Raw genomic sequence first — 22,842 nt, 5'->3', positions numbered from 1 at the left:
GTGGTCACCCCCCGCGCGATCCGCAGCTCCGCCTGGTCCTCTCCCTTGTGATCCATGGGTTCGACAGCCCCGTCGTGGGGGCGTCACGCCGGTCCTCCGGCGCCGCTGCACCCGGCCACCCGTGCCGGCCGCACACCCCGATCCCGCGCCGCGTCCCAGCGGCCACCCGACACCGCGCCCGACCTCGCCGTCGGTGCGCCAGCACCCCAGGAGACCAGCCATGTACGACATGTATCCCGAGTGGGGACCCGCCAGCCACGACCCCGCCAACCCGCACAGCCACGAGGCCGTCCAGCGGTCGCTTGACCTGCGAGACACGCGCGGCGACCGGCCCGACGACAACTAGGCTCGCCCGCCATGACCGACTCCTCCACCAGCCCCACCGGTGCCACCGCACCCGGCTCGCTGAAGCTCGCCGTCATCCCCGGCGACGGCATCGGCCAGGAGGTGACCGCCGAGGCCCTCAAGGTCCTCGAGGTCGCCGCTCCCGCCGGTGTGAAGTTCGAGCCGACCCGCTACGACCTGGGCGCCGAGCGCTACCTCGCCACCGGCGAGGTGCTGCCCGACTCGGCGCTGGAGGAGATCCGCTCCCACGACGCGATCCTGCTCGGGGCCGTCGGCGGCAAGCCCGGCGACCCGAACCTGCCCCCCGGCCTCCTCGAGCGCGGGCTGCTCCTGCGGCTGCGCTTCGAGCTCGACCACTACGTGAACCTGCGCCCGTCCCGGATCTTCCCCGGCGTCACCTCGCCGCTGTCGGAGACCGTGCTCGGCCAGGGCGACGTCGACTTCGTCGTCGTGCGCGAGGGCACCGAGGGCCCCTACACGGGCAACGGTGGCTCGCTCCGCGTCGGTACGCCGGCCGAGCTCGCCACGGAGGTCTCGATCACCACGGCGTTCGGCGTCGAGCGGGTCGTCCGCGACGCGTTCGCGCGGGCCCGGCGCCGCCCCCGCAAGAAGCTCACGCTCATCCACAAGACGAACGTGCTCACGTACGGCGGGGCCGTCTGGAGCCGCCTCGTGAAGGAGGTCGGCGCCGAGTTCCCCGAGGTCGCCGTCGACTACCTGCACATCGACGCCGCCACCATCTTCATGGCGACCGACCCCGCCCGCTTCGACGTGATCGTCACCGACAACCTCTTCGGCGACATCATCACCGACCTCGCCGCCGCCATCACCGGTGGCATCGGCCTGGCCGCCTCCGGCAACGTGAACCCGGACCGCACCACGCCGTCCATGTTCGAGCCCGTGCACGGCTCCGCGCCCGACATCGCGGGCCAGCAGAAGGCCGACCCCACCGCCGCGATCCTCTCCGCGTCCCTGCTGCTCGACCACCTCGGGCACACCGACGCCGCCGCTGCGATCGAGGACGCCGTCATCGCGGACCTCGCCGCCCGCGGGGAGCAGGGCGCCGCGCCGCGCCGTACCGCCGAGATCGGCGACGCCGTCGCCGCGCGAGTAGCCGGCTGAGCCCCGCCACCGACGCACCACCCCCTCGTCGGACCAGCGCCGGGCACGCACGACGTGCCCGGCGCTGGTCCTATTTCGAGCGGATCCACCCCGTCCCCATGCCTCCTCCGGCCCGGAAGGTCGACTAACGTGCCCCCCATGCAGATCAGCACCACCCCCTCCGACGCGGCCGTCCCCGACGAGCGACTGGCCGGGATCCTGGCCGAGCCCGGCTTCGGCACCCACTTCACCGACCACATGTTCACGGTCGAGTGGACGCCCGAGAAGGGCTGGTACGACGCCCGCATCACGCCGTACGGCCCGCTCACCCTCGACCCGGCGACCGCCGTCCTGCACTACGCGCAGGAGACCTTCGAGGGCATGAAGGCCTACCGCCACGCCGACGGCTCCGTGTGGACGTTCCGTCCCGAGGCCAACGCCGACCGCATGGTCCGGTCGTCGCACCGGCTCGCGCTCCCGGTGCTCCCGGCCGACGAGTTCGTGCAGGCCGTCGACGCCCTCGTCCAGGTCGACCAGCGCTGGGTGCCCGACGCGAGCGCGCCCGGCGCGGGGGAGAAGAGCCTCTACCTGCGACCGTTCATGTTCGCGTCCGAGGTCTTCCTCGGGGTGCGACCGTCGCAGCACGTCACCTTCATGGTCATCGCGAGCCCGGCGGGCTCCTACTTCAAGGGCGGCGCGAAGCCGGTGAGCCTCTGGCTGACCGAGGAGTACTCGCGCGCCGGCCGTGGCGGCATGGGCGCGGCGAAGACCGGCGGCAACTACGCCAGCTCGCTCGTCGCGCAGCAGGAGGCCATCGGCCACGGCTGCGACCAGGTCGTGTTCCTCGACGCCGAGGAGGGCCGGTACGTCGAGGAGCTCGGCGGCATGAACATGTACTTCGTGCACCAGGACGGCTCGATCGTCACCCCCGCCACCGGCACGATCCTCGAGGGCATCACGCGCTCCTCGATCATCGACCTGGCCGGCAAGCTCGGCCACCGCGTCGAGGAGCGCCGCATCTCGATCGACGAGTGGCGCGACGGCATCGCGAGCGGCGCCATCACCGAGGTCTTCGCGTGCGGCACGGCCGCCGTCGTGACGCCGGTCGGTCGGCTGCTGTCGCGCAGCGGCGAGGTGCCGAGCGCCACGGGCGACGACGAGGGTGGCCCCGTCACCGCGACCATCCGCCAGGCACTGGTCGACATCCAGTACGGCCGGGCCGACGACACCTTCGGGTGGATGCACCGCGTCGTCTGAGCGTCACTTGCGGTTGTAGAGCCGCATCGTGATCGGGCCGAACACGGCCACGAAGCCCGTGCTGACGGCGGCGACGGTGAGCAGCTCGCCCGTGTCGGGGGTCCCGGCGCAGAGCGAGCGCACGCAGTCGACGACGAGCGTGATCGGGTTGACGTTCACGAACGCCTCGAGCCAGCTCGGCATGGTGGCCGGGTCGACGTACGTGCTCGAGAGGAACGTCAGCGGCATCAGCACCATCATGCTGACGCCCATCACCGACTTCTCCGAGCGCAGCAGCAGGCCGAACATCGTCCACACCCACGAGAACGCGAAGCAGAAGACGAGCAGCACGGCCACGCCTGCCGCGACCCCGACCAGTCCGCCCTCGGGGCGGAAGCCGAGGACGAGGCCCATCGACACGATCACCACGGCCGCGATGAGGTAGCGCAGGAGGTCGCCGAGCAGGTAGCCCACCATCGGTGCCGGACGCCAGATCGGCAGGGTGCGGAACCGGTCGAAGACACCCTTCTCGATGTCGGTGTTGACCGAGACGCCCGTGTACATCGTGATCATCGCGATGCTCGACACCAGGATCCCGGGCAGGAAGAACTGCAGGTACGCCGACGTGGAGCCGGCCAGCGCGCCTCCGAAGAGGTACGTGAACATCAAGGTCATCATGATCGGGAAGAGCGTGACGTCGAAGAGCTGCTCGGGCACGTGCTTGATCTTCAGCACGGCCCGCCAGCCGAACGTCACCGAGGCCGACCACGCCGTCGGGCGGGCGGGCGGCGGGTCGGCGAGGAGGATGCGCGCGATCGACGAGGGTGCCGGGGCGCTCTCGGCCGCGGGCGTCGCGGTGGCCTTCTCGGGCGTCGTCTCCGTGGTGCTCATGCCGCACGCTCCTCGTCGGTGGTGGCGGGTCGGTCGGTGAGGGCGAGGAAGACCTCGTCGAGGCTCGGCTGCCCGAGCGAGAAGGTGTCGACGACGATGCCGGCGTCCGCGAGGGCCCGCAGCGCGGTCGCCGAGCGGTCGGCGGCCAGGGCGGTCGCCGTACCCGCGGCGCCGGGCTCGTCGCCCGGCTCGATGCGCACCGTGAGCGCGACGGGGTCGCTCTCACGCTGGGCGTCGGAGCCGAGGATCGTGGTGAGCAACGTGGCCGCCTCGTCGCGCCGGTCGGGGTCGCGGAGGCGCACGTGCACGGAGCCGAGCCCGACGGAGGCCTTGAGGTCGCCCTTGGTGCCCTCGGCGATCACCCGGCCCCGGTCGATGACGGCGATCCGGGAGGCGAGCTGGTCGGCCTCGTCGAGGTACTGCGTCGTCAGGAGCACGGTGGTGCCCTGCGCGACGACGGCGCGCACGATGTCCCACACCTGGTTGCGGCTGCGCGGGTCGAGCCCGGTCGTCGGTTCGTCGAGGAACAGCAGCCGCGGGGTCGACAGCAGGCTCGCTGCGATGTCGAGCCGGCGCCGCATCCCGCCCGAGTAGCCCTTCGCCTGACGTCCGGCCGCCTCGGTGAGCCCGAACGCGTCCAGCAGGTCGGCGGCGCGGCTGCGCGCCTGCGGCTTGGAGTAGCCGATCAGGCGGCTCAGCAGCACGAGGTTCTCGGTGCCGGTCAGGTCCTCGTCGACCGAGGCGTACTGGCCCGTGAGGCTGATGAGGCTGCGCACCCGGTCGGCCTCGGACGCGACGTCGTGGCCGAAGACCCGGGCCTCGCCGCCGTCGGGCTTCAGGAGGGTCGCGAGCAGCTTGACGGTGGTGGTCTTGCCGGCGCCGTTCGGGCCGAGCAGTCCGTAGACCGTGCCGGGGTCGACCACCAGGTCGACGCCGTCGACGGCACGGTTCGCACCGAAGGTCTTCACGAGGCCGTGGGCCTCGATGGCCGGTGGTGAGGAGGTCACGAGGGCTCCTTGGTGGAGGGGTGGCGGGGTGTCGAGGGAGTGGACCGCGCTCGCCCCCGGAACTCATCGCTCTGCCGCTGTCGGATCCGCACGGCAGGATGAGGTGCCATGACCCATCCGCTCGCCTTCGACGCCGACGACCCCCACCTGGCGCGGGTCCGCGAGATCGCGCTCGCGTTCCCCGGTGCGGAGGAGGCCGTGTCGCACGGTCGGCCCGTCTTCCGCGCGGGCAAGATCTTCTGCCTCTTCGGGGCGGGGGAGAAGCTGGCGCCCGGGCAGCACCGGCCCCACCCGGCCGCCGTCGTGGTGAAGGCCGACCCCGGCGAGGTGGCCGCCCTCGACGAGGACCCCCGCTTCTTCCTGCCCGCCTACTGGGGGCCGTTCGGCTGGCGCGGGCTCGACCTCGACGTCCCGGACGTCGACCTCGGTGAGGTGGCCGAGCTGGTCGACGCCTCCTACCGGCTCGTCGCGGGCACGCGGCTGGTCGCCGAGCTCGACGCTCGTGGCGAAGCGTGACCGACCGCCCCGGGGGGTAGCCTCGCTGCCGTGACGACGGCACCCCCGTCGGGGCAGGAGGCCCCGGGCCACCGCCCACCCGCAGGTCTGCGCGTGGGCGAGTACCGCCTGCTCGCCCGCATCGGCGAGGGCGGCATGGGCGTGGTGCACCTCGCGCAGAAGCCGGGTGGACGGCGCGTGGCCCTCAAGGTCCTGCGCCCCCACGTGGTCGGCGACGACGAGGCCCGCGCCCGGCTCGCGCGCGAGGTGAACTCGCTGAGCCGCATCAAGTCGCCCAAGATCGCCGAGATCGTCGACGCCGACCCGTGGGCCGACATCCCGTACGTCGCCACCCGCTACGTGCCCGGCCTCAGCCTCCACGACCACGTGCGCCAGGAGGGGCCGGTCGACGAGCGCGATCTCTCCCACTTCGCCAGCGAGCTCTGCGCCGCCCTCATGGCGGTGCACCGCGTCGGCGTCCTGCACCGCGACATCAAGCCGTCGAACGTGCTCATGGAGGGCCGCAACCCGATCCTCATCGACTTCGGGCTCGCCCGCGTCGCCGACGACCCCCGGCTGACCCACACGGGCTGGCTGCTGGGCACCCCCGGCTACCTGGCGCCCGAGATCCTCCACGGCGAGGACGCCTCTCCGGCCGCGGACGTCCACGCCCTCGCGTCCACCATCGCGTACGCCGGCCTCGGCCGCGCGCCGTTCGGCCGCGGTCCCGCGATGGCCGTGATGGACCGCGTACGGCGGGGCGAGCACGACCTCGACGGACTGCCGACCGAGCTGCGGGCCGCCCTCGAGGCCGCGCTCGACCCGGAGCCCGCCCGCCGGCCCACGCTGGACACCCTGCGCGCGTGGATCGACCCCGCCAGCGCGGGGGACTCGACCCGCACCCGCCCCGCACCGCTCGGGGTCACGGGCGCCATCCCGTCGACGATGCCCGTCACCTCCAGCCCGCCGGCCTCGGCGCTCGCCGGGGGTGCCCTCGCCGGTGGTGCGGCCGCCGCCGCGGGAGGGGCAGCCGCCCGCGACCTCGGCGACGACGACGGGTGGGACGGGTGGGACGGCTACCCGGCGGACACGCCCGTCGACCCCGAGGCCCGCACCGTGGTCGACGGCCCGGCCCTCTCGCCGCAGGCGGCGGCCACGAAGCGCCTGGCCGACGACGCCCCGACGCTCCTCGACACCCCGGTGGTCGCGCCGACCCCGGCGCCCACGCCGACCCCGGCCCCGGAACGGTCCCCGCGCACCGCCGCCGACCTCCACCCGCCGGCGCAGCGGGCGCCGTACCAGCAGCCCCCGGCCCCGCCGCCGGGTGCGTGGCAGCCCTCCCAGGAGCGGCCGGCGCCCACGCCGTACGCCGGGCCCGTGCCGCTGCGCGACCAGCAGCGACCCGACCCGCGCGCCCGTCCCGCTGTGCCGCCCGACGGGTACGGCGAACCGCCCGCCCCACGGCGGACCGTCGGGGAGCGACTCCGGGCCTCACTGCTCGTGCTGGCGCTGGGGGCACTGCTCACGGCGAGCACCGTCGTGGCGCCCTGGCTGACCCTGATGGGGGTCGGTGTCGCCGTCTGGCTCGTGCGGGCGGTGTCGCTGTCGGGCACGGCGCGACGCGAGCGCCGGGCGGTGCGCGGCGCGCACTGGTCCGACGGTCCGCGCTCCCTGCTCGGGGCGCCCTGGCACCTGGTCGTGTCGGTGCTCGGCTCGTCGATGCTGGTGCTGTGGGCCCTGATCCTCGCGCTCAGCGCGGCGCTCGTCGCCCTCGCCCTGGGCGCGCCCACGGCCGGCTGCCTGGCCGTCGGCGGTGCGGTGCTCGCCGTCAGCGTCTGGACCGGTCCGGGCGGTTCGCGCGTGCGCGGACCGGTGCGCGCGGTGGTGCGGCCGCTGTCGCGCGCGGTGCCCGCGTGGGTGCTGTCGTGGGCGCTCGTGGTCGCCGCCGGGGCGGCCGTCGCGGCGCTGGCCATCGAGTCCGGCACCAGCTGGGCCCCGGCGGGCGACGCGCCCTCGCGCCCGGCCTCGCCGGAGCGGATCGCGAGCGACTTCGTCGACTCGCTGCTGCCCGGGCGCTGACCGTACGGCGGAACGACCCTCGCCGTCGCCCGTGGCTCGTGCCACACTGATCGACGTGGCAGGACCAGACCGACAGCCCGGGCACCCCCGTCCGATCGTCATTCCCTAGCGCGCCGTACCTCCCGGCGCGCCCACCTCTCGTACCCCGAGAGGTTTTTTTGTGCCCGGAGGACGACGCCACGACGAACGAGCGGAGCAGCACCCGGGTCGACGGCCGGTCGACCGACGTACGGAGAAGAGCACCGAGATGACCGACCTCCTCAGCACCGACGGAGCCGTCCTGGACCTCCAGGGTGCGTTCCACGTCTACGACACGACGCTGCGCGACGGCGCCCAGCAGGAGGGGCTCAACCTCTCCGTCGCCGACAAGCTCGCGATCGCGCGCCAGCTCGACGCGCTGGGGGTCGGCTACATCGAGGGCGGCTGGCCCGGGGCGAACCCGAAGGACACCGAGTTCTTCCGCCTGGCCCGCACCGAGCTCGACCTCAAGAACGCCCGGCTCGCGGCCTTCGGCTCCACCCGGCGCGCGGGCACGGCCGCCGCCGACGACCCGCTCGTGGCGGCGCTGCGCGAGAGCGGCGCGCGGACGGTGTGCCTGGTGGCGAAGTCGCACGACCGCCACGTCGAGCTCGCCCTGCGCACCACGCTGGCGGAGAACCTCGCGATGGTGCGCGACACGGTCGCCCACCTGCGGGCCGAGGGCCTGCAGGTCTTCGTCGACGCGGAGCACTTCTTCGACGGCTACCGCCGCAACCGCGCCTACGCGCTCGACGTGCTGGGAGCGGCGTACGACGCCGGTGCCGAGGTCGTCGCCCTCTGCGACACCAACGGCGGCATGCTGCCCGCCTGGGTGGGCGAGATCGTCACGGACGTCGTCGCCACGACCGGCGGTCGGGTGGGCATCCACTGCCACAACGACACCGGCTGCGCGGTCGCCAACACGGTGGCGGCCGTCGAGGCCGGCGCGACCCACGTGCAGGGCTGCATCAACGGGTACGGCGAGCGCACCGGCAACGCCGACCTCATCACGGTGGTCGCCAACCTCGAGCTCAAGCTGGGGCGGCCGGTGCTGCCGCCGGGCAGCCTGCGCGAGGCCTCCCGCATCGCCCACGCCATCGCGGAGGTCACCAACGTCCCGCCCGCGTCGCGCCAGCCGTACGTCGGCACCTCGGCCTTCGCCCACAAGGCCGGCCTCCACGCGAGCGCCATCAAGGTCGACCCCGACCTCTACCAGCACCTCGACCCGGCGGCGGTCGGCAACGACATGCGCCTGCTGGTCTCCGACATGGCCGGACGCGCCTCGATCGAGCTCAAGGGACGCGAGCTCGGCTTCGACCTCTCGGTGGACAGCCCCGAGGGCAAGGCGCTCGTCACGCGCATCACCGACCGCGTGAAGGTGCTGGAGTCGCGCGGCTACACCTTCGAGGCGGCCGACGCGTCGTTCGAGCTCATGCTCGTCGAGGAGGTCTCGGGCCGCCGCCCGGCGTACGTCGACGTCGAGTCGTGGCGCGTGATCACCGAGAGCCGTCCGGGGGCCGACGCGCTGTCGGAGGCCACGGTCAAGCTGAACGCGGGCGGGTCGCGGATCGTCGTGACGGGGGAGGGCAACGGGCCGGTCAACGCGCTCGACCAGGCGCTGCGCTCCGCCATCGGCCAGGTGCACCCGGAGGTCGCCCGCTTCCAGCTCATCGACTACAAGGTGCGCATCCTCGACCAGGGCCACGGCACCGACGCGATCACCCGCGTGCTCATCGAGACCACCGACGGCGAGTCGACCTGGGTGACCGTGGGCGTCGGGGCGAACGTCGTGGAGGCCTCGTGGGGCGCGCTGCTCGACAGCGTCACCTTCGGGCTCTACCGCCGGGGTGCGGGCGCGACCGGCGCGGACGGGGTGTGACGAGCGCCCCGGCGGGGCGTGTGGCGTCGCGTCAGGATCCGCCTGGCAGGATGCGCGCATGACCCTCTTCGGTGCCCACGAACCCGAGCGCGAGCCCACTCCCGGCGTCTTCGGGGTCGACGCGCAGGCGGCTCCCGGCTGGCTGTCGGGCGAGTCGCTGGCCGAGACGCGGGGCCGCGTCCCGATCCTGTACGTCGAGGCCGTGCCGGTGCGCGTCGACCACCTCGGCAACGTCGAGGAGGTCGGCATCCTGCTCCGGGCCTCGGCCGCCGGCAAGATGACCCGCAGCCTGGTCTCGGGTCGCGTGCTCCTCGGCGAGACCGTGCGCCGCGCGCTGCTGCGCAACCTCGAGAAGGACCTCGGTCCCTCGGCGTTCCCGCAGATCCCCGCCAACCCGGTGCCGTTCACCGTGGCGGAGTACCTGCCCCTGCCGGGCGTCTCCCCGCTGCACGACCCGCGCCAGCACGCGGTGGCGCTGGTGTACGTCGTACCGGTCACGGGCGACTGCCAGCCGCGGCAGGACGCGCTCGAGCTCACCTGGCTGACGCCGGCCGACGCGCTGGCGCACGAGGTGCTCGCCGACATGGAGGGCGGTCGGGGCGTGCTCGTGAAGCAGGCCCTCGCCCACCTGGGCGCCATCACCGTCTGACCCCTCCCGAGGCCCCGGGGCCGGGGTCAGAGCCCGGCGACCCGCCGGGCGAGGTCGACCCACGCGGCCTCGAGCCGCTCGACCGGCAGGTGCTGCACCTCCACCTGGGAGCGCAGCACCGGCACCTCGAGCGGGGAGAGCAGCGCCGCCGCGAGCAGCGGCAGGTCGCCGCCGACCTCCAGCTCGGCGAGCAGGTGGCGCACGTGCAGCAGGTTGAACGAGTACGCCGCGTGGGAGCGGCCGTGGATCGACGCGGCCGCCTCGAGCAGGGCGCCGTGCAGGAGGTTCTGCCGGAGCCGTGCCGGCCCGAAGGCCAGCAGCCGCTCGGCCGTGCCCGCCCCCGGCCCGAGCGGCGGGGGGCCCGAGATGACCCGCTCCTGGAACTCCGTCTCCGCACCGTTGAGCACCGCCGCCATGAGACCGGCCCGGCTGCCGAAGCGGCGGAACACCGTGCCCTTCCCGACGCAGGCCTCCGCAGCCACTCGGTCCATCGTGACGGCGTCGACGCCGAGCTCGGTCACCAGCCGGGCAGCGGCACACATCACGGCGTCGCGGTTGCGCGCCGCGTCGGAGCGCTCGCGGGGAGCGTCCGCCATCGGCAGCGGCGAGAAGTGCGTCACGCGGGAGAGCCTAGACGACGGGGGTCGAAACGGACTATGGTCCGGAATGAAAACGGACTGTGGTCCGTTTGAACGTCGAACTGTCACCGACCGCCCGCCGCGGTCCGACCTCCCGGAGATGAATCCCATGACCAGCACCCCCGTCCGCGTCCTCGCCCTCGTCGGCAGCGTCCGCACCGGCTCCGTCAACCGCCGCCTGGCCGAGCGCCTGCGCGACGAGGCCCCCGAGGGCGTCGAGGTCCAGATCGCCGAGGGTCTCGCCGACCTGCCGTTCTACGACGACGACGTCGACGCCGCCGGCGCCCCCGAGGCCGTCGCGCGCGTCCGTGAGCAGATCGCCGCCGCCGACCGCATCCTCTTCGTCACGCCGGAGTACAACGGCCGCATGCCGGCCGTGCTCGCCAACGTCATCGACTGGGGCTCCCGCCCGTACGCCGCCGGCGCCCTCAAGGGCAAGCCGGTCGCGGTCGTGGGTGCGTCCTTCGGCCAGTACGGCGGCGTGTGGGCCCACGACGAGGCCCGCAAGTCCGTCGGCATCGCCGGCGGCGTCGCGCTCCCGAAGGGTCTCTCGGCCACGCCGACGTCGCCCGACCTCAGCACCGACGGCCAGCTCGTCGCCGACGCCCTCGTCGTGCTCCAGGACCTCGTCGCCCACGACGACTCCGTCGCCGCCTGAGCCCCGGCCGTTCGCGGTAGGAGATACCCGTAGGACGGGTACGACCTACCGCGCAACGGTCACCCGTCGTCGAGCCTCGGCCCTTCGCGGTAGGAGATACCCGTCAGACGGGTGCGACCTACCGCGAACCGGTCGCTCGAGGTCGGTCGCGCTCAGTCGTCGCCGAGGCCGCGGGCGTGGAGCGCGTCCCCGGTCGCCCGGGCGTTGGCGACCACCCGCACCACCATCGGCACCAGCAGGGCCCGTGGACTCCTCCCGAGTCCGCGGGCCCGCGCTGCGTCCCGGGTCTGCAGGGCGATCTCGAGGGTCGTGGGCAGCGCCCGGATCATCAGCGAGAACGCCAGGCCCACCCGCGCGGGGTCGACGCCGAGCCGGCGCAGCGGGCCGAGGGCCCAGGTGATGACGTCGATCAGGTCGTCGACGGCCGTCGTGGTCGTGAGCACCGTGGCGAGCAGGATCATCCCGAGCAGGTCGCCCACGGTCTCGACGGCCGGGGCCCAGCCGCGGGTCCACGCCTGGTACGCCGTCAGCGCCACCGCGACCAGGGCGAAGCCGCGCAGCGAGCGCAGGGTGCGCCGCAGCGGTGCGCCCGACCACGCCACGAGCGCGGTCGCCAGGACGACGAAGCCGACGGCGCTGAGCGGTCCCCGCACGACCGTGACCACGACGGCGGTCACCAGGAGGGCGAGCAGCTTGGCGCCCGCCGGCAGGCGGTGCAACCACGTGCGTCCGGGCCGGTAGGCGCCGAGCGGCAGCGTGGTCACGCCGTCGCCCGGTAGTGGGCGACGACGTCGGCGGCCGGGCCGTCGGCCACGACGCGACCCCCGTCGACCATCAGGGCCCGTTCGCAGCGGGCGGCGAGCTCGAGGTCGTGGGTCACCAGGACGAGCTGCTGCTCCAGGCCGAGCAGCAGGTCGCCGACGAGGCGCGCGTTGCGCAGGTCGAGCAGGGTGGTCGGCTCGTCCGCGACCAGCACGTCCGGGTCGGTGGCGAGCACCCCGGCCAGTGCGAGCAGCTGGCGCTGGCCGCCGGAGAGCGCGTGCACGCTGCGGTCGCCCAGGTCGCCCAGCCCGAACCGCTCCAGCACGAGCTGCGCCGCGGCGCGGCGCGCGGTCTTGTCGCGGTGGGTACGGCGCAGGGAGAGCGCGACGTCCTCGAGCGCCGTCGGCATCACCAGCTGCGCGGAGGGGTCCGTGAAGACGAAGCCGACGCGTCGTCGCACGGCGGGTCCGTCGTCGACCACGTCGAGACCGTCGACGAGCACCCGGCCGGCGCTCGGCTCGACGAGCCCGTTGACGAGCCGGGCGAGCGTGGATTTGCCGGAGCCGTTCGGACCGACGAGGGCGATGCGGCGTTCGGTGAGGTCGACCGTGGTGGTGTCGAGCACGAGGAGGTCACCGTCGGCCGTGTCGGCGTGGACGGTGACCTCCTCGAGCTGGATGCGACCCAAGGGGTGTCAGGCGGCGGGCGCGGCGCGGCGCGGGCGGCGTCGCGGCAGGAGGTCCGGGAAGGCGCGGTGGACCGTGTAGGCCACGACCGCCATCGCGATGTTCTTGATGACGTCGCCGATCCAGAAGACCTTGTCGACGTCGAACGCCGCGCTCCAGGTCAGGTCGGCGTTGAGGACGAGGCCCGCCATGCCGAGCGTGTGGATGAAGACGGCGCTGCTGAAGAGGCCGGCCGCGAAGATCGCGGGCGCGGCGAACGCCCGGCGGGGGAGCCGCTCGACGATGAACCCGCACAGGCCGGCCGCGAGGGCGAACCCGAGCAGGTAGCCGCCCGTCGGTCCGACGATCACGCCGAACCCGGAGGCGCCGCCCGAGAAGACGGGCAGGCCCACGGCGCCCGCGGCGACGTACAGCAGCACCGCGAGGAAACCGCGGCGCGCGCCCAGGATGGCGCCGGTCAGCAGGACCGCGAACGTCTGGAGGGTGATGGGCACGGGGCCGGCCAGCTTGATCGCGGGGAGGATCGCGCTGATCGCGATCAGGGCCGCGAACCCGGCGATGAGGGCGATGTCGGTGCCGGTCGAGCGACGGGTCCGGGTCTTCGTGGGCGTGCTGCTGCTCAAGGGATCATGCTCCTGGGATCGTGACCTGAACGGTGGTCAGGTGAACGGCGTTCAGGTTAGGGTCTGCCCGGACCCTGGTCAACGAGGTCCGAGGAGTGGGAGGAGCACGAGATGGGGCGGTACCACCGCCAGGCCCTGGTCGACCGGGCCGTCGACGTGCTCGACCGCTTCGGCCTGGCCGACCTGACGATGCGTCGCCTCGGCGCCGAGCTCGGTGTCCAGCCGAGCGCGCTCTACCACCACTTCGCCAACAAGCAGACGCTGCTCGCGGCCGTCGCCGACGAGATCCTCGTGCGCGGCCGGCGTTTCGAGACCGGGCCCGACGCGCCGTGGGACGACCGCGTGGTCGCGGTCTGCGCCTGGCTGCGTGACGGGATGCTCGCCTACCGCGACGGGGCCGAGCTGGTGGCGACGTCGTACTCGTTCGGGCTCGGGGCGCGGGCGCCGTACGACGCCCTGCGCGAGGCCCTGCGCGCCTCCGACGCCCCCGACGACCTCGTCGAGGTCGGAGCCCGCACCCTGCTGCACTTCGTGTTCGGCCACGTCACCGACGAGCAGACCCACCTGCAGGCGACGAGCGCCGGCGCCATCGTCGACCCGCCCCGCGAGGGGTCGGACTTCGCCCTCGGGCTCGGCATCGTGCTCGACGGCCTCCGGGTGCGCGTCGGCGCCTGAGCCCGTGCCCCGGCTCAGAGGGTGTCGAGGTCGACCGTGCCGCCGGAGCGCCAGTACTGGTTCGCCTCCCGGGTGAGGAACCCGTTCTCGACGAGGTAGCGCCGCAGCGCCGCCACGTCCGGGTGGGAGCGGCGGAGGATCGCGTTCACCTCCAGCTCGGCGTAGACCACACCGAGCTCGAAGCCCTGCGCGAGGTGGTCGAGCACGACGAGGCGCTTCGCGTGCTTGGTCGGGATGGTGTGCAGGCGGCCGTCGGCGTCGAGGAACTGGCGCAGCGTGCGCGCGTTCGCCGCCGCTACCTCGCCGGGGTCGTTCGAGGACATGCGCCGACCGTACGACGCGCTGCTCGCCCCCGCACGCGCGTTTCCGCCGGTGCCGCGGAGGGGACCGTGGACCCATGGCGCCCATGCCCCCTCCCCAGCCGCCCGTCGACCCCGTCGACGGCAAGAGCCCGTACGACGCAGGCCCGTACGCCGGCACCCCGTACGCCGGCACCCCCTACGAGCAGTCGCCGTACCCGGGGGCTTCCCACGGCGGCACGCCGTACGGCGCAGGTGCGTACGGGGGCCCGCCCGTGCACCAGTCGTCCCCGGTGAACGTGGCCGACGTCGTCGTCACCCTGGTGCTGCTGACCGTGCTCGGCGCCTTCACCCTGCTGGGCTCGTTCTTCGGTCTCTTCTTCGGCATGGCGTCCGACGGCTGCTACGACGACGACGCCTGCTACGACCGGGTGGGGGTCGGGGTGGGCCTCGCGTCGGGTGGGCCGTGGGTCGTCCTGCTGCTCGCGACCGTCCTCGCCCTCGTGCTGATGGTGCGACGCAAGCTGGCGTTCTGGGTGCCGCTCGTCGCCGCGGTGGCGTCGATCGCCGTGTGGCTCGCCGGGGCCGCGGTCGCCGCCGGAGGTGCTTCCTAGGAACCGACGCCCGCCGGGGCGTCCGCCACGACCAGCAACCGCTCGCACTCCGCGACCAGCCGCTCGCGCAGCGGCGCGCCGCGCTCGGTGAAGCCGCGCTGCGCCGCGACGTACGCCGCCTTGCCCTCGGGTGTCTCCACGCGCAGCGGCTCGACGCCGAGGTCGCGCAGGTCGTACGGCGCCGCCCGCATGTCGACGAGCCGGATGTCGCGCGCGAGCTCGAAGCAGTCGGCGACGAGGTCGGAGCAGATCATCGGTGTGAGCCGGAAGGCGTGCTTGTAGAGGTCACTGCACCTACCATCATGCAGGCAAAGGCTTGGAGGCTCTCGCGATGACGCTCAACGTCAGCATCTACGTCCGGCTCTCAGAAGACGAGCACGGCACCTCTCTCGGTGTCGCCCGCCAAGAAGAAGCATGCCGCAGGCACGCAGAGGCGCACGGCTGGCGGGTCCACAGTGTCCACATCGACAACGACCTGAGCGCCACTACGGGCGTTCGACGTCCGGCGTTTGAGCGCCTACTGGCCTCCGAGCCTGAGGCGATCCTGGTCTGGCACACCGACCGACTGGTGCGCCTGTCGAAGGAACTAGAGCGGGTCATCGACCTCGGCATCAACGTCTACGCCGTTCAGACCGGTCACGTCGACCTCTCCACCCCGGCTGGTCGCGCAGTCGCCAAGACCGTCACGGCGTGGGCCCAGTACGAGGGCGAGCAGAAGGCGGAGCGCCAGAAGCTCGCGGCCCGCCAGCGCGCCGTGGCGGGGAAGCCGTGGTGGCCCACCAGACCGTTCGGGTTCGAGATGGGCGGCGGTCACCGCGAAGACGAGGCTGCGGCGCTCAGAGAGGCGTACAGGGGCCTCTTGCGGGGCTTCTCCCTGGCCCGCGTAGTCCGTGACCTGAACGCCGCTGGGCACGCCACCAACAAGGGGCGAGCTTGGACCGCTCCGACGTTCCGCTCCGTGCTGCTCAACGCGAGGAACGCGGGTATCCGCGTCTACCGGGGCGAGGAGATCGGCCCTGCCAGTTGGTCCCCGATCGTGACCGAGGAGGAGTTCCGCGCTGTCGTCCACCTGCTCAACGAACCCAAGCGCTTCCGCAACGGTGGACGCGGCGGCAAGGGACGGCGCGAGAACCTGCTCACCGGCCTTGCGACCTGCGGCAAGTGCGGCGGTCCCATCCGAGCCGCTTGGCGTGGAACGCGGGGCGAGGAGGGGGCCTACAAGGTCTACCAGTGCGGCGGCAAGCATTGCGTCAGCCACCCGACGACCTGGGTGGACGGGCGGGTGATGCTGGAACTGACCAAGCGTTCGGAGCAATGGGTGGGAATGGTCTCCGAGGCGAAGGATGACGCGGCGCATGACGTGCCCGCGCTCCAGGCGCGGGAAGCAGCCCTCCAGCACCGCAAGGCAGAACTGGCGGAGATGTTCGCGGACGGGACGATCGACCGAGCCACCTTCACCGCTGGTGTTGAGCGGGTGGGGCAAGAGGCCACGGCCGTGGCGGCAGAGCTACGTGAGGCCGTTAACGCGATCTACGGCTCCGACATCTCCGGGGACCTAGAAGCCCTTGCCGACTTCTACGCGGGTGACGTTGAGGAGGTGCTACTGCCCTCCGGCAAGCCGGACCCGACAGTGGCTTACTTCGATGTTGACCGAGTGCGGGGAGTGGTCGAGCGCATGTGCGAAGAGATCACGCTCCACCCGATCGGCAAGGGTCGGAAGGTTCGCCAGTACGGCGACCACCTGCGGATCACGTTCCGAGAGATGCGCTAGCGGGCCCTCTGGCGAGTTCTGGGGTGCTGGTACTCAAGAGGCCCAGAACCGCACTGGCTGCCTTCCTCGAACGGCTGAGGGGACGTCTGAGAGCCTCTCTGGAGACGAAGCTCTGCCTCTCAGGGCCCGGCTATCAGCCCTCGGTGCCCCTCACGCCGCCGAAAGGATTGATGACGACGCCCGTCGCAGCCCGCTCGCCGGGTGACCGACCCTAGATGCGTCATCAATCACGCGGCACTTCGTCGCGGGCGCTGTCCCTCGCAACTCGTCGCTTCCGGAACCAAGGTCGAAGCACGATCATGACACCGGAGAACGCGGCGAGAAAGACGGGCAGTGCAATTGTAAAAATTGTCCAGCGTGCCAGTTCAAGTTCCTGCAACGTAATCAAAGCCGCCATAGTCGCAACGATCTGAAAGAACACTCGCCACTGTTCAGCGGGGTCACTGAAATCGGTAGTCCGATTGGGCCGCAGAGTCCACTTCTGCCCCTCTGGCGTGAAAACTAGGAAGCCTAGAAGCAAGATGACCGATAGTGAGAGCAACTGTCCGACAACCCGCTCGACCTGGGATACCTCGACCCAGAATCCCCACACGAAGAACACCACGTAGAGAACGAGGTAAGCAAGTTCAGGGATGAATTTGCGGAGCGGGCGGGGTGCTCTCACGACTGCTCGCTAGTCATCCCATTGCCAACGGACTTGCTCTTCCTGTTTGACGAGTCCGTCATGATGACCAGTTTAAAGATTGCAGCGAAGATCGACCCAGCGGCAACCACAATCAGGAACCAGGCCCACAGGTCAACTTTAAGAACGATGTTGGCGGCAATCAGGGTCGCGAACATAATCAGGGCCACCGTGTAGTACAGGATTGTGGTTCGTCGGTCTATCCACTTCCTTGGCCGTCTCTCTCGGGTACTGGCCCGCCCGTGAGGGGTGAAAAGAAGGTACGCGGACAGGCAGAAAATGCCAACAAAGAAAATCTCGACGGCAACTAAGTCAGGTGTCGAATAGTCAAGGAATAGCGAGACAATTGCCCAGAACCCCGACATGACCAGACCAAGCACGAAGATTGCGTTCAGCAGTTTGACGCGCTTCTCGTTGTCCACGGGTGGGCTCACTTCCTATTAGGTTAGGGCAGTCGGTGGGTGGGGTGCCGAGAATAAGACTTCTCGCTTAACCACCTAGCATCCATTTTGATGATGGCTTTAGTGGCAACGGTAAGCGCGGCACCAATAATAGGTACTGCAATAAGCCACAGAGACCAATACGGAATGTCGTACGCCAGAAGCAGAATTCCCATGGTGACAAACATTAAGACGAACGCCCCCCAGTACAGAGTCAACCCGCGACCGGTCTTGGGCAGACTGAACTCAGCCTGCTTGCGCAACCTGACCTGTCCACCGGTCGTAAAAAGCAGATAGCAGCTGTAGAGCGCCAAGCAGGTCCAAAAGACTAGAGCGGCCACACGGTCAAGCGTGGAGTAAGTGGAATTGAATCCGTTCACCAGAACCTGCGTTGCAAAAATTTGCTAAAAGGAAGTACTGATTTCGTCTCGTCGACTTGATCTTCGCGCCACTGACCATTTTCGCCCTATGCCCAATGTTCGTGAAACGCAAACGTAAAATCTATTGGGGTGGGGAGTAGTCCCCATGGGAGTGGGACACCAGGCCACGCGGCCAGTGGCAAATACCCCCCCGGCTCCAATACGCCATCAATAACGGAACCTCTACTTCGACCTAAATCGCAGGTAGAGATTCACGGCTGCCGAGATGACGCAGAGCCCGAAAAATAGAATGACAAAATACCCGGCCAATCTGCCGGTTCCCGTTTCGCCAATCACGATGACTACACCCATAGCCACAAAGATGGCGCTCCCAACCAACCCGATGAACAATTGCGGAGTCGACGGTACCGTCCATGCGGGGGGTTGGTATCTCGCCCTGCCTTTTTTCGCCATGCACTTGACGCTAGCCGCAGCACATCTATCTGCGCTTGGGTTTCGACAAGGACGGAGGGCCGGTGATCAGGTAGTCACCGGCCCTCCCCGGCCTCATCGGTCGAGTCGGATGACCTCTAACACCAGCCGCAGCACGTTAGCTAGGGCGCTGACTGCCGTCAGTACCGTCCGCTGACGCTCGTGCGGGTTCCTCGTGGGCTGTTCCTCGTGCATCATGGCTCCCGTCTGTACCTACGCTGGCATGGACAACGAGACGGCTCCGGTTGCACCCGGGGCCGTTTCTCCGTTTCGGAGAGACGACCGGCCTCGCGTCAGTTGGCGTCCGGCTCAAACCACCGTGTCCTGCGAACAGGCCAAGGAACTACATCCGTGTAACGCCTACCGACGGCTCAAGGAGAGCACACTCCACCGACGCAGGCACGCCCGTCGTCCACACCGCCTGTGCACAACCGACAGAGTTAGGCAACACCAGGCAGGAAACCTGTGGATAACTCGCCGCCTCTTGTTGCCTCTTAACTCCTCTTCGACCATCTTCGACATGCGTTGAGAGGCGTTCATGTGCGTCTATGTGCGTCCGTGTCAGTCTTTGCGCAGGTCAGCGGCTTTCCTCTCCGTGGAGCCCTGCGTTACCAGATTGTTACCCAAATTGCTCGGGTGCATCTTCATCTGGTTGACCAAGTCTTGCCCGCGAAGCCGACGGACTGCCTTTACGGGTGTGGAGGCACTCCGCGTCCCGGTACTAGATGACCTCGATGACCATGCACACGTTGGGGGCATCGTGCTGGCGCAGGCTCCGCTTTGAGCGTCAGTCCGAACGGCAGCAGACCCTTCGAAATTTCCTTCGGTACGAACGAGCTGAGCGGGACTGTGGCACCAGGGTCGGGGGACAGGGTGGTGTCGAGTAGCAGTGATGGCCCCGTTCTCAGTCGAAGTCGTCCTCGCCTAGCTGCTCACATGCCGACGAAAGATGCTCAACCTCGGTCTCGAACTCGTCGAGCACGTCTGCCAGTGAGTCTTCGTCGGCCACGGCGACCCGCATAGCCGCGACGGCGTACGGCGTCACGAAGGGTCGAGCGGAGGGCAAGCCCACGGCGGTGAACACGCTGCGTGCGTAGCTGTCCCACTCAGCCTGGTACCCCGAAGCGCTCTCAGGGGCGGAGGGGATCGAATCGCCCAACTCGTCACAACTGCGACGGATCTGGCTGGGTGCGATTGGCTCGGGCTCCAGATCTGCGATGCTGGTTACGGACGAGGCAAGCGCGGTCCCCGCCTGGCTCCAGGCGGCTTGTATCTCCGTGTCTGTGTCGGCGTCATCGATCGAGCACCCGTAGGCGTCGATGCAGTTGTTCCAGATCTGGTGAGCCTCGACGTAGCTGTTGAGAGCGAGTTCGAGTCCCACCGCTGTCAGCGTGCAATCGAGAGCCCCTTGGGGGTCGTCTGCGAACGTTGACTCGTCGGCGAAGTACACGTCGTACTCAACCTGAACGTCACCGAGATACGTCGTGTAGTCGAGAAGGTTCATACCAACACCAAGTCGCGAGTTCAGTTGCTGAAGCGCGCCTACCAGCGGAGCTGACTTGGTTTCGCAGGTCTCGGCGGCCTCTTCCTGCCGCTCGGCTTCTTCGGTCGCCTCCTCACGTGCCTGGATGGCCTCCGCGCCCTGATCCTCGAAGTCTTCGATCCACGCCACAGCTTCAGCTCGCTCGGGCGGCGGGGCATCGGCGCTCTCGTCAGCAGCGTTGCTGTCGGAGCATCCGGCCACGAGCAGCGAGAGCGCCGCTACGAGGGATAGGTGGGCAGTTCGCTTCATTGATCTGCTCACCGTCAGCGACGGAAGCCGACAACCTGGTGTGAGGTGCACGCCATGACCAGCGCCGCGATCCAGCCGATGATCGTCCAGCCCACCAGAAGGTTGACGAAGAAGACGCCGCCAGCGTTCGACTTGCCCCGCATGCTCGCGATCATCCACGGCAGCATGTAGCCGAGGGTAATGATCGCGAGGACGATGCTGATGGTGACGCTGATGGGGCGGCTCTGGCGGTCGGTAACGAAGTGCTGCTGCATGGGAGTTCCTGTCTCGGCCGTATGGGTGGCCTAGATCGTGGGCTCTCCGGGGTGCGCCTGCACTGTGAATGCTCAAACTTTCACCAAAGCTGACCAGACCAGGGATGGTTTCCAGCCCTCCCGTGCAGCGGCTCGTCTGGCTATGCTCTAGACGTCAGGTGACTCATTCTCGGGGGTTCACAAGATGGCGTACTTGCATGATGGCGGCGGGCCAGGGACTGGCGGCGACCGCCTGGGCTTCGAAACGGACAGCCTCATCACGGCTGCTGGCGGCATCCGGCGCATCATCGACGCGCTCGATACGAATGCGCTCACCATGTTCCAGCTCGATGAGAGCGTGACGGGCTGGCCCGTTGTGGCGCAGTCGCTCACGACCTTCACCGACTCGTGGGACGGGGGACTGCGCACCCTGTCGGGCGATCAACTAGGGATCGCTGACGCGCTAGAAGCGTGCGTAGAAGACTTCCTAGGCGTGGATCTCGACGTGGCTGCGGGACTGCGCTACGCGGAGACGGGTGAGGACTTCGCGTTGTGACCCCGGAGTCGTCGCGGGCTGATCTCGACGCTGGGCTGACGCCGGAGGAGCTGGTGGTCGGGCAGCCCGAGGTAATCGAACAGGCCGCGGCTGAAGCCGACCGGATGGCTGAGCAGCTTCTCGACATTCGCCAGGCCCTCGAATACATCGAGGTGGACTGGGAGGGGGAGGCAGCGCAGGCGTTTCGCAACCTGTTCGACTTCCAGCCCGACCGGTTCAGAGACGCTGCACTTCGCTTTCAAGAGGCCAGCATCGCACTGTCTGACTACGCCGCCACGCTGGCGGCTGCCAAGGCGGTTGCCAGCAACGCGTGGGCCCTCTACCGAGTGGCGAAGGCGGCGATGCCGCAGCAGCTCAGCGTCCCGACTCCCTATGCACCCGACTACGTCGCCCCCGGCAGTTCAACGCCGGAGATGGACCACGCCGTGGAGCGTCTGGCTACGGCACGACACGAAGTTGCCCGCGCAGCGACCACTACGAGCACAGCGCTCACCTCGGCCCGGTTCATGACGCTGGGGGAGACTCACGTGATCGCTCAGCGCCCCGACATCGGGGGCGACAGCGGCGACCTGCTGAGCTTCGCCGCAGGAGCGCTGCGAGCCGTAGGTGACACCGCCATGTTGATGGGTGGCAATCCCGACGTTTTCCGTCCGAACAACGACCTCGATCGCTTGGAGGCTCACTTCGGCGTCGAGCAAGACGAGAACTACCTCTTCGCCTCCATCCTCGTCGGCTTCTGGAATCCCGGCGTTGGGACCACTCGCGCTCCGTTACTTGCCAGCCTTCCGTGGCGACGAACCCGCTTTGGTACTCCTCAGCTTGCAACTCAACTCGCGGAGACCGGCCTAGCTGCTCGCAACTTTGCCGGGCTCGCCGGGATCTCGATGCGTGAACCAGGCGCGTTGTCGCACGCTGCCGTCTACACGATCGGAATGCACGCTGACGCGATCCCGCCGCCGACTCACTGGTCAGCCGAGGCGACACAGCGGTGGGTGTACTTCATGGAGAACCACCCAAGCCGCGGCGTGGCCGACATGGGGACCGAGGCTTCTATCGCCTACGAGCGCCGTGGCGGTGGCACGCAGGGTGTCTTGATCTCTAACTCAGACGGCACCTCGACAGTGCAAGCCGACGGGCTCGGCATCGACGCTGACGGTGTGGTCGCCTTGGAGATGAAGTACGTGAACAACCCTGGCAACGCCACTTCAGTCCATGAGGGGACGATGCCAGTACCCCACGTGCAGGAACAGGCCGACCGAGACCTACGGGACCAGTTGCGCCGATACGGCGATGTGGCGGCCGATGCGGGCAACCCGGTAGATAGGATTCGGATCCCAACTACGAGCGAGCTTGCCGCAGAGCGTGTGCGTCAGTTTGCTACCGAGGCAATTGGTGACCGAGCTGACTGGGAAGTGGTGGTCATGCCATGAGTGTGATCGTGACTGCGCTCAGCGGGAACGCACTGCCGGTCAGCGACTCGCGAGCGTTTCGCGAACTCGTCCTCGCTCGATGGCCCGACGCGCAGTTCATTTCATACGTGGGCACGGCGATGGAAGAGACGACCGACGTTGCAGTCGATGTCTTCGCTGCCGACGAGACGCATGGACGGATCCGGCACTCGTCAAATGGCCTGTCGGTCGCCTGCGACGAGGAAGACTTCAGGTCCGAGCTGGCGGCTTGGGCGAGTGAGTGGAGCGAGAGTGTCCCAGACCTGTTCCTCATGGACGACGGAGCGACCTACGTCATCCCTATCCGTCCCGGCATGACGCCCGAGGATGCAGAGGCTGCGATCGTCACCCCCGACTGGTCAGCCACGCCTCCGTTCTAGGCGGCGCTGGGTGCGCCAGTACCGCCGGTCCTCT

26 protein-coding genes are annotated in these 22,842 nt (G+C 69.7%); 14 read left to right on the top strand and 12 right to left on the bottom strand.

Annotated elements, in window-relative coordinates:
• Positions 1-220 precede the first annotated feature (220 nt).
• The 3 genes from K329_RS31880 (at position 221) to K329_RS0104655 (ending at position 2,703) form a co-directional block, all read left to right on the top strand.
• Positions 221-346, top strand: a complete 126-nt coding sequence (locus tag K329_RS31880; RefSeq protein WP_281169794.1) for a hypothetical protein — start codon at positions 221-223, stop codon at positions 344-346.
• Between the two features lie 11 nt (positions 347-357).
• Positions 358-1,467, top strand: coding sequence for a 3-isopropylmalate dehydrogenase (locus K329_RS0104660; RefSeq protein ID WP_052336346.1), 1,110 nt, complete (start codon positions 358-360; stop codon positions 1,465-1,467).
• Between the two features lie 138 nt (positions 1,468-1,605).
• Positions 1,606-2,703 carry a branched-chain amino acid aminotransferase gene (locus K329_RS0104655; RefSeq protein WP_028472150.1) on the top strand — a complete coding sequence of 366 codons (1,098 nt, stop codon included), beginning with the start codon at positions 1,606-1,608 and terminating at the stop codon, positions 2,701-2,703.
• A gap of 3 nt (positions 2,704-2,706) precedes the next feature.
• On the opposite strand, the gene K329_RS0104650 is transcribed toward K329_RS0104655, so the two are convergent.
• Together K329_RS0104650 and K329_RS0104645 are read right to left on the bottom strand one after the other, a co-directional pair.
• Positions 2,707-3,573: an ABC transporter permease gene (locus K329_RS0104650; RefSeq protein WP_028472149.1), complete on the bottom strand. Its 867-nt coding sequence runs from the start codon at positions 3,571-3,573 to the stop codon at positions 2,707-2,709.
• Complete coding sequence (locus tag K329_RS0104645) at positions 3,570-4,580, bottom strand: daunorubicin resistance protein DrrA family ABC transporter ATP-binding protein (RefSeq protein ID WP_028472148.1); 1,011 nt, start codon at positions 4,578-4,580, stop codon at positions 3,570-3,572. Before K329_RS0104645 ends, K329_RS0104650 begins: the two co-directional genes overlap by 4 nt.
• A 108-nt stretch (positions 4,581-4,688) precedes the next feature.
• Here K329_RS0104645 and K329_RS0104640 point away from each other — a divergent pair, with 108 nt between their 5' ends.
• The 4 genes from K329_RS0104640 to K329_RS0104625 all read left to right on the top strand — a co-directional run bounded on the left by K329_RS0104640 (position 4,689) and on the right by K329_RS0104625 (position 9,700).
• A complete protein-coding gene (locus tag K329_RS0104640) occupies positions 4,689-5,096 on the top strand; it encodes an MmcQ/YjbR family DNA-binding protein (protein WP_028472147.1) in 408 nt (135 codons plus the stop codon).
• 30 nt (positions 5,097-5,126) lie between these two features.
• Positions 5,127-7,154: a serine/threonine-protein kinase gene (locus K329_RS0104635; protein WP_157571563.1), complete on the top strand. Its 2,028-nt coding sequence runs from the start codon at positions 5,127-5,129 to the stop codon at positions 7,152-7,154.
• A gap of 247 nt (positions 7,155-7,401) precedes the next feature.
• Positions 7,402-9,051, top strand: coding sequence for a citramalate synthase (gene cimA / locus K329_RS0104630; RefSeq protein WP_052336345.1), 1,650 nt, complete (start codon positions 7,402-7,404; stop codon positions 9,049-9,051).
• 58 nt (positions 9,052-9,109) lie between these two features.
• Complete coding sequence (locus tag K329_RS0104625) at positions 9,110-9,700, top strand: NUDIX hydrolase family protein (protein WP_084540977.1); 591 nt, start codon at positions 9,110-9,112, stop codon at positions 9,698-9,700.
• Positions 9,701-9,726: 26 nt separating this feature from the next.
• On the opposite strand, the gene K329_RS0104620 is transcribed toward K329_RS0104625, so the two are convergent.
• A complete protein-coding gene (locus K329_RS0104620) occupies positions 9,727-10,320 on the bottom strand; it encodes a TetR/AcrR family transcriptional regulator (protein ID WP_043642017.1) in 594 nt (197 codons plus the stop codon).
• A gap of 127 nt (positions 10,321-10,447) precedes the next feature.
• Between K329_RS0104620 and K329_RS0104615 the strand changes: the two genes are divergently transcribed.
• Positions 10,448-10,996: an NADPH-dependent FMN reductase gene (locus K329_RS0104615; RefSeq protein WP_043642015.1), complete on the top strand. Its 549-nt coding sequence runs from the start codon at positions 10,448-10,450 to the stop codon at positions 10,994-10,996.
• Positions 10,997-11,148: 152 nt separating this feature from the next.
• Here K329_RS0104615 and K329_RS0104610 read toward each other — a convergent pair whose 3' ends face one another.
• The 3 genes from K329_RS0104610 to K329_RS24580 are packed head-to-tail and all read right to left on the bottom strand — an operon-like array spanning position 11,149 to position 13,067.
• Positions 11,149-11,760, bottom strand: coding sequence for an energy-coupling factor transporter transmembrane component T family protein (locus K329_RS0104610; RefSeq protein ID WP_028472141.1), 612 nt, complete (start codon positions 11,758-11,760; stop codon positions 11,149-11,151).
• Positions 11,757-12,446 (bottom strand): energy-coupling factor ABC transporter ATP-binding protein, encoded by a 690-nt coding sequence (locus K329_RS0104605; RefSeq protein ID WP_028472140.1) that lies wholly within the window; start codon positions 12,444-12,446, stop codon positions 11,757-11,759. The genes K329_RS0104610 and K329_RS0104605 overlap by 4 nt, the downstream gene beginning before the upstream one ends.
• A 6-nt stretch (positions 12,447-12,452) precedes the next feature.
• On the bottom strand, positions 12,453-13,067 hold the full coding sequence (locus tag K329_RS24580) for a biotin transporter BioY (protein ID WP_043642013.1): 615 nt from the start codon (positions 13,065-13,067) through the stop codon (positions 12,453-12,455).
• Between the two features lie 111 nt (positions 13,068-13,178).
• Between K329_RS24580 and K329_RS0104595 the strand changes: the two genes are divergently transcribed.
• Positions 13,179-13,742 carry a TetR family transcriptional regulator gene (locus tag K329_RS0104595; RefSeq protein WP_028472139.1) on the top strand — a complete coding sequence of 188 codons (564 nt, stop codon included), beginning with the start codon at positions 13,179-13,181 and terminating at the stop codon, positions 13,740-13,742.
• Between the two features lie 14 nt (positions 13,743-13,756).
• Here K329_RS0104595 and K329_RS24575 read toward each other — a convergent pair whose 3' ends face one another.
• Positions 13,757-14,065 carry a DUF2087 domain-containing protein gene (locus K329_RS24575; protein WP_052336344.1) on the bottom strand — a complete coding sequence of 103 codons (309 nt, stop codon included), beginning with the start codon at positions 14,063-14,065 and terminating at the stop codon, positions 13,757-13,759.
• A gap of 74 nt (positions 14,066-14,139) precedes the next feature.
• On the opposite strand from K329_RS24575, the gene K329_RS0104585 reads away from it, so the two are divergent.
• Positions 14,140-14,655 carry a DUF6264 family protein gene (locus K329_RS0104585; RefSeq protein WP_028472138.1) on the top strand — a complete coding sequence of 172 codons (516 nt, stop codon included), beginning with the start codon at positions 14,140-14,142 and terminating at the stop codon, positions 14,653-14,655.
• On the opposite strand, the gene K329_RS0104580 is transcribed toward K329_RS0104585, so the two are convergent.
• Positions 14,652-14,909 (bottom strand): hypothetical protein, encoded by a 258-nt coding sequence (locus tag K329_RS0104580; RefSeq protein ID WP_028472137.1) that lies wholly within the window; start codon positions 14,907-14,909, stop codon positions 14,652-14,654. The two genes, K329_RS0104585 and K329_RS0104580, sit on opposite strands and share 4 nt — an antisense overlap.
• Before the next feature lie 77 nt (positions 14,910-14,986).
• Here K329_RS0104580 and K329_RS24570 point away from each other — a divergent pair, with 77 nt between their 5' ends.
• Positions 14,987-16,426, top strand: a complete 1,440-nt coding sequence (locus tag K329_RS24570; RefSeq protein ID WP_052336343.1) for a recombinase family protein — start codon at positions 14,987-14,989, stop codon at positions 16,424-16,426.
• Between the two features lie 223 nt (positions 16,427-16,649).
• Here K329_RS24570 and K329_RS0104570 read toward each other — a convergent pair whose 3' ends face one another.
• From K329_RS0104570 to K329_RS0104550, 4 genes are all read right to left on the bottom strand, one after another.
• The gene (locus tag K329_RS0104570) at positions 16,650-17,090 is read right to left on the bottom strand and encodes a hypothetical protein (RefSeq protein ID WP_028472136.1); all 441 of its coding nucleotides are present in this window, start codon (positions 17,088-17,090) and stop codon (positions 16,650-16,652) included.
• Positions 17,087-17,530, bottom strand: a complete 444-nt coding sequence (locus K329_RS0104565) for a hypothetical protein (protein WP_028472135.1) — start codon at positions 17,528-17,530, stop codon at positions 17,087-17,089. Before K329_RS0104565 ends, K329_RS0104570 begins: the two co-directional genes overlap by 4 nt.
• Positions 17,531-19,303: 1,773 nt before the next feature.
• The gene (locus tag K329_RS0104555; RefSeq protein ID WP_157571562.1) at positions 19,304-20,191 is read right to left on the bottom strand and encodes a hypothetical protein; all 888 of its coding nucleotides are present in this window, start codon (positions 20,189-20,191) and stop codon (positions 19,304-19,306) included.
• Positions 20,192-20,205: 14 nt separating this feature from the next.
• The gene (locus K329_RS0104550) at positions 20,206-20,445 is read right to left on the bottom strand and encodes a superinfection immunity protein (RefSeq protein WP_043642009.1); all 240 of its coding nucleotides are present in this window, start codon (positions 20,443-20,445) and stop codon (positions 20,206-20,208) included.
• Positions 20,446-20,629: 184 nt separating this feature from the next.
• Here K329_RS0104550 and K329_RS0104545 point away from each other — a divergent pair, with 184 nt between their 5' ends.
• The 3 genes from K329_RS0104545 to K329_RS0104535 are packed head-to-tail and all read left to right on the top strand — an operon-like array spanning position 20,630 to position 22,808.
• Positions 20,630-20,980 carry a hypothetical protein gene (locus tag K329_RS0104545; RefSeq protein ID WP_028472131.1) on the top strand — a complete coding sequence of 117 codons (351 nt, stop codon included), beginning with the start codon at positions 20,630-20,632 and terminating at the stop codon, positions 20,978-20,980.
• Positions 20,977-22,410 carry a WXG100 family type VII secretion target gene (locus K329_RS0104540; protein ID WP_028472130.1) on the top strand — a complete coding sequence of 478 codons (1,434 nt, stop codon included), beginning with the start codon at positions 20,977-20,979 and terminating at the stop codon, positions 22,408-22,410. The genes K329_RS0104545 and K329_RS0104540 overlap by 4 nt, the downstream gene beginning before the upstream one ends.
• A gap of 8 nt (positions 22,411-22,418) precedes the next feature.
• Positions 22,419-22,808, top strand: a complete 390-nt coding sequence (locus K329_RS0104535; protein WP_157571561.1) for a hypothetical protein — start codon at positions 22,419-22,421, stop codon at positions 22,806-22,808.
• Positions 22,809-22,842: the final 34 nt, after the last annotated feature.

It is taken from the genome of Nocardioides alkalitolerans DSM 16699 (genome assembly GCF_000426525.1).
Taxonomy (GTDB): domain Bacteria; phylum Actinomycetota; class Actinomycetes; order Propionibacteriales; family Nocardioidaceae; genus Nocardioides; species Nocardioides alkalitolerans.
This window is presented reverse-complemented; position numbering and strand designations above follow the sequence as displayed.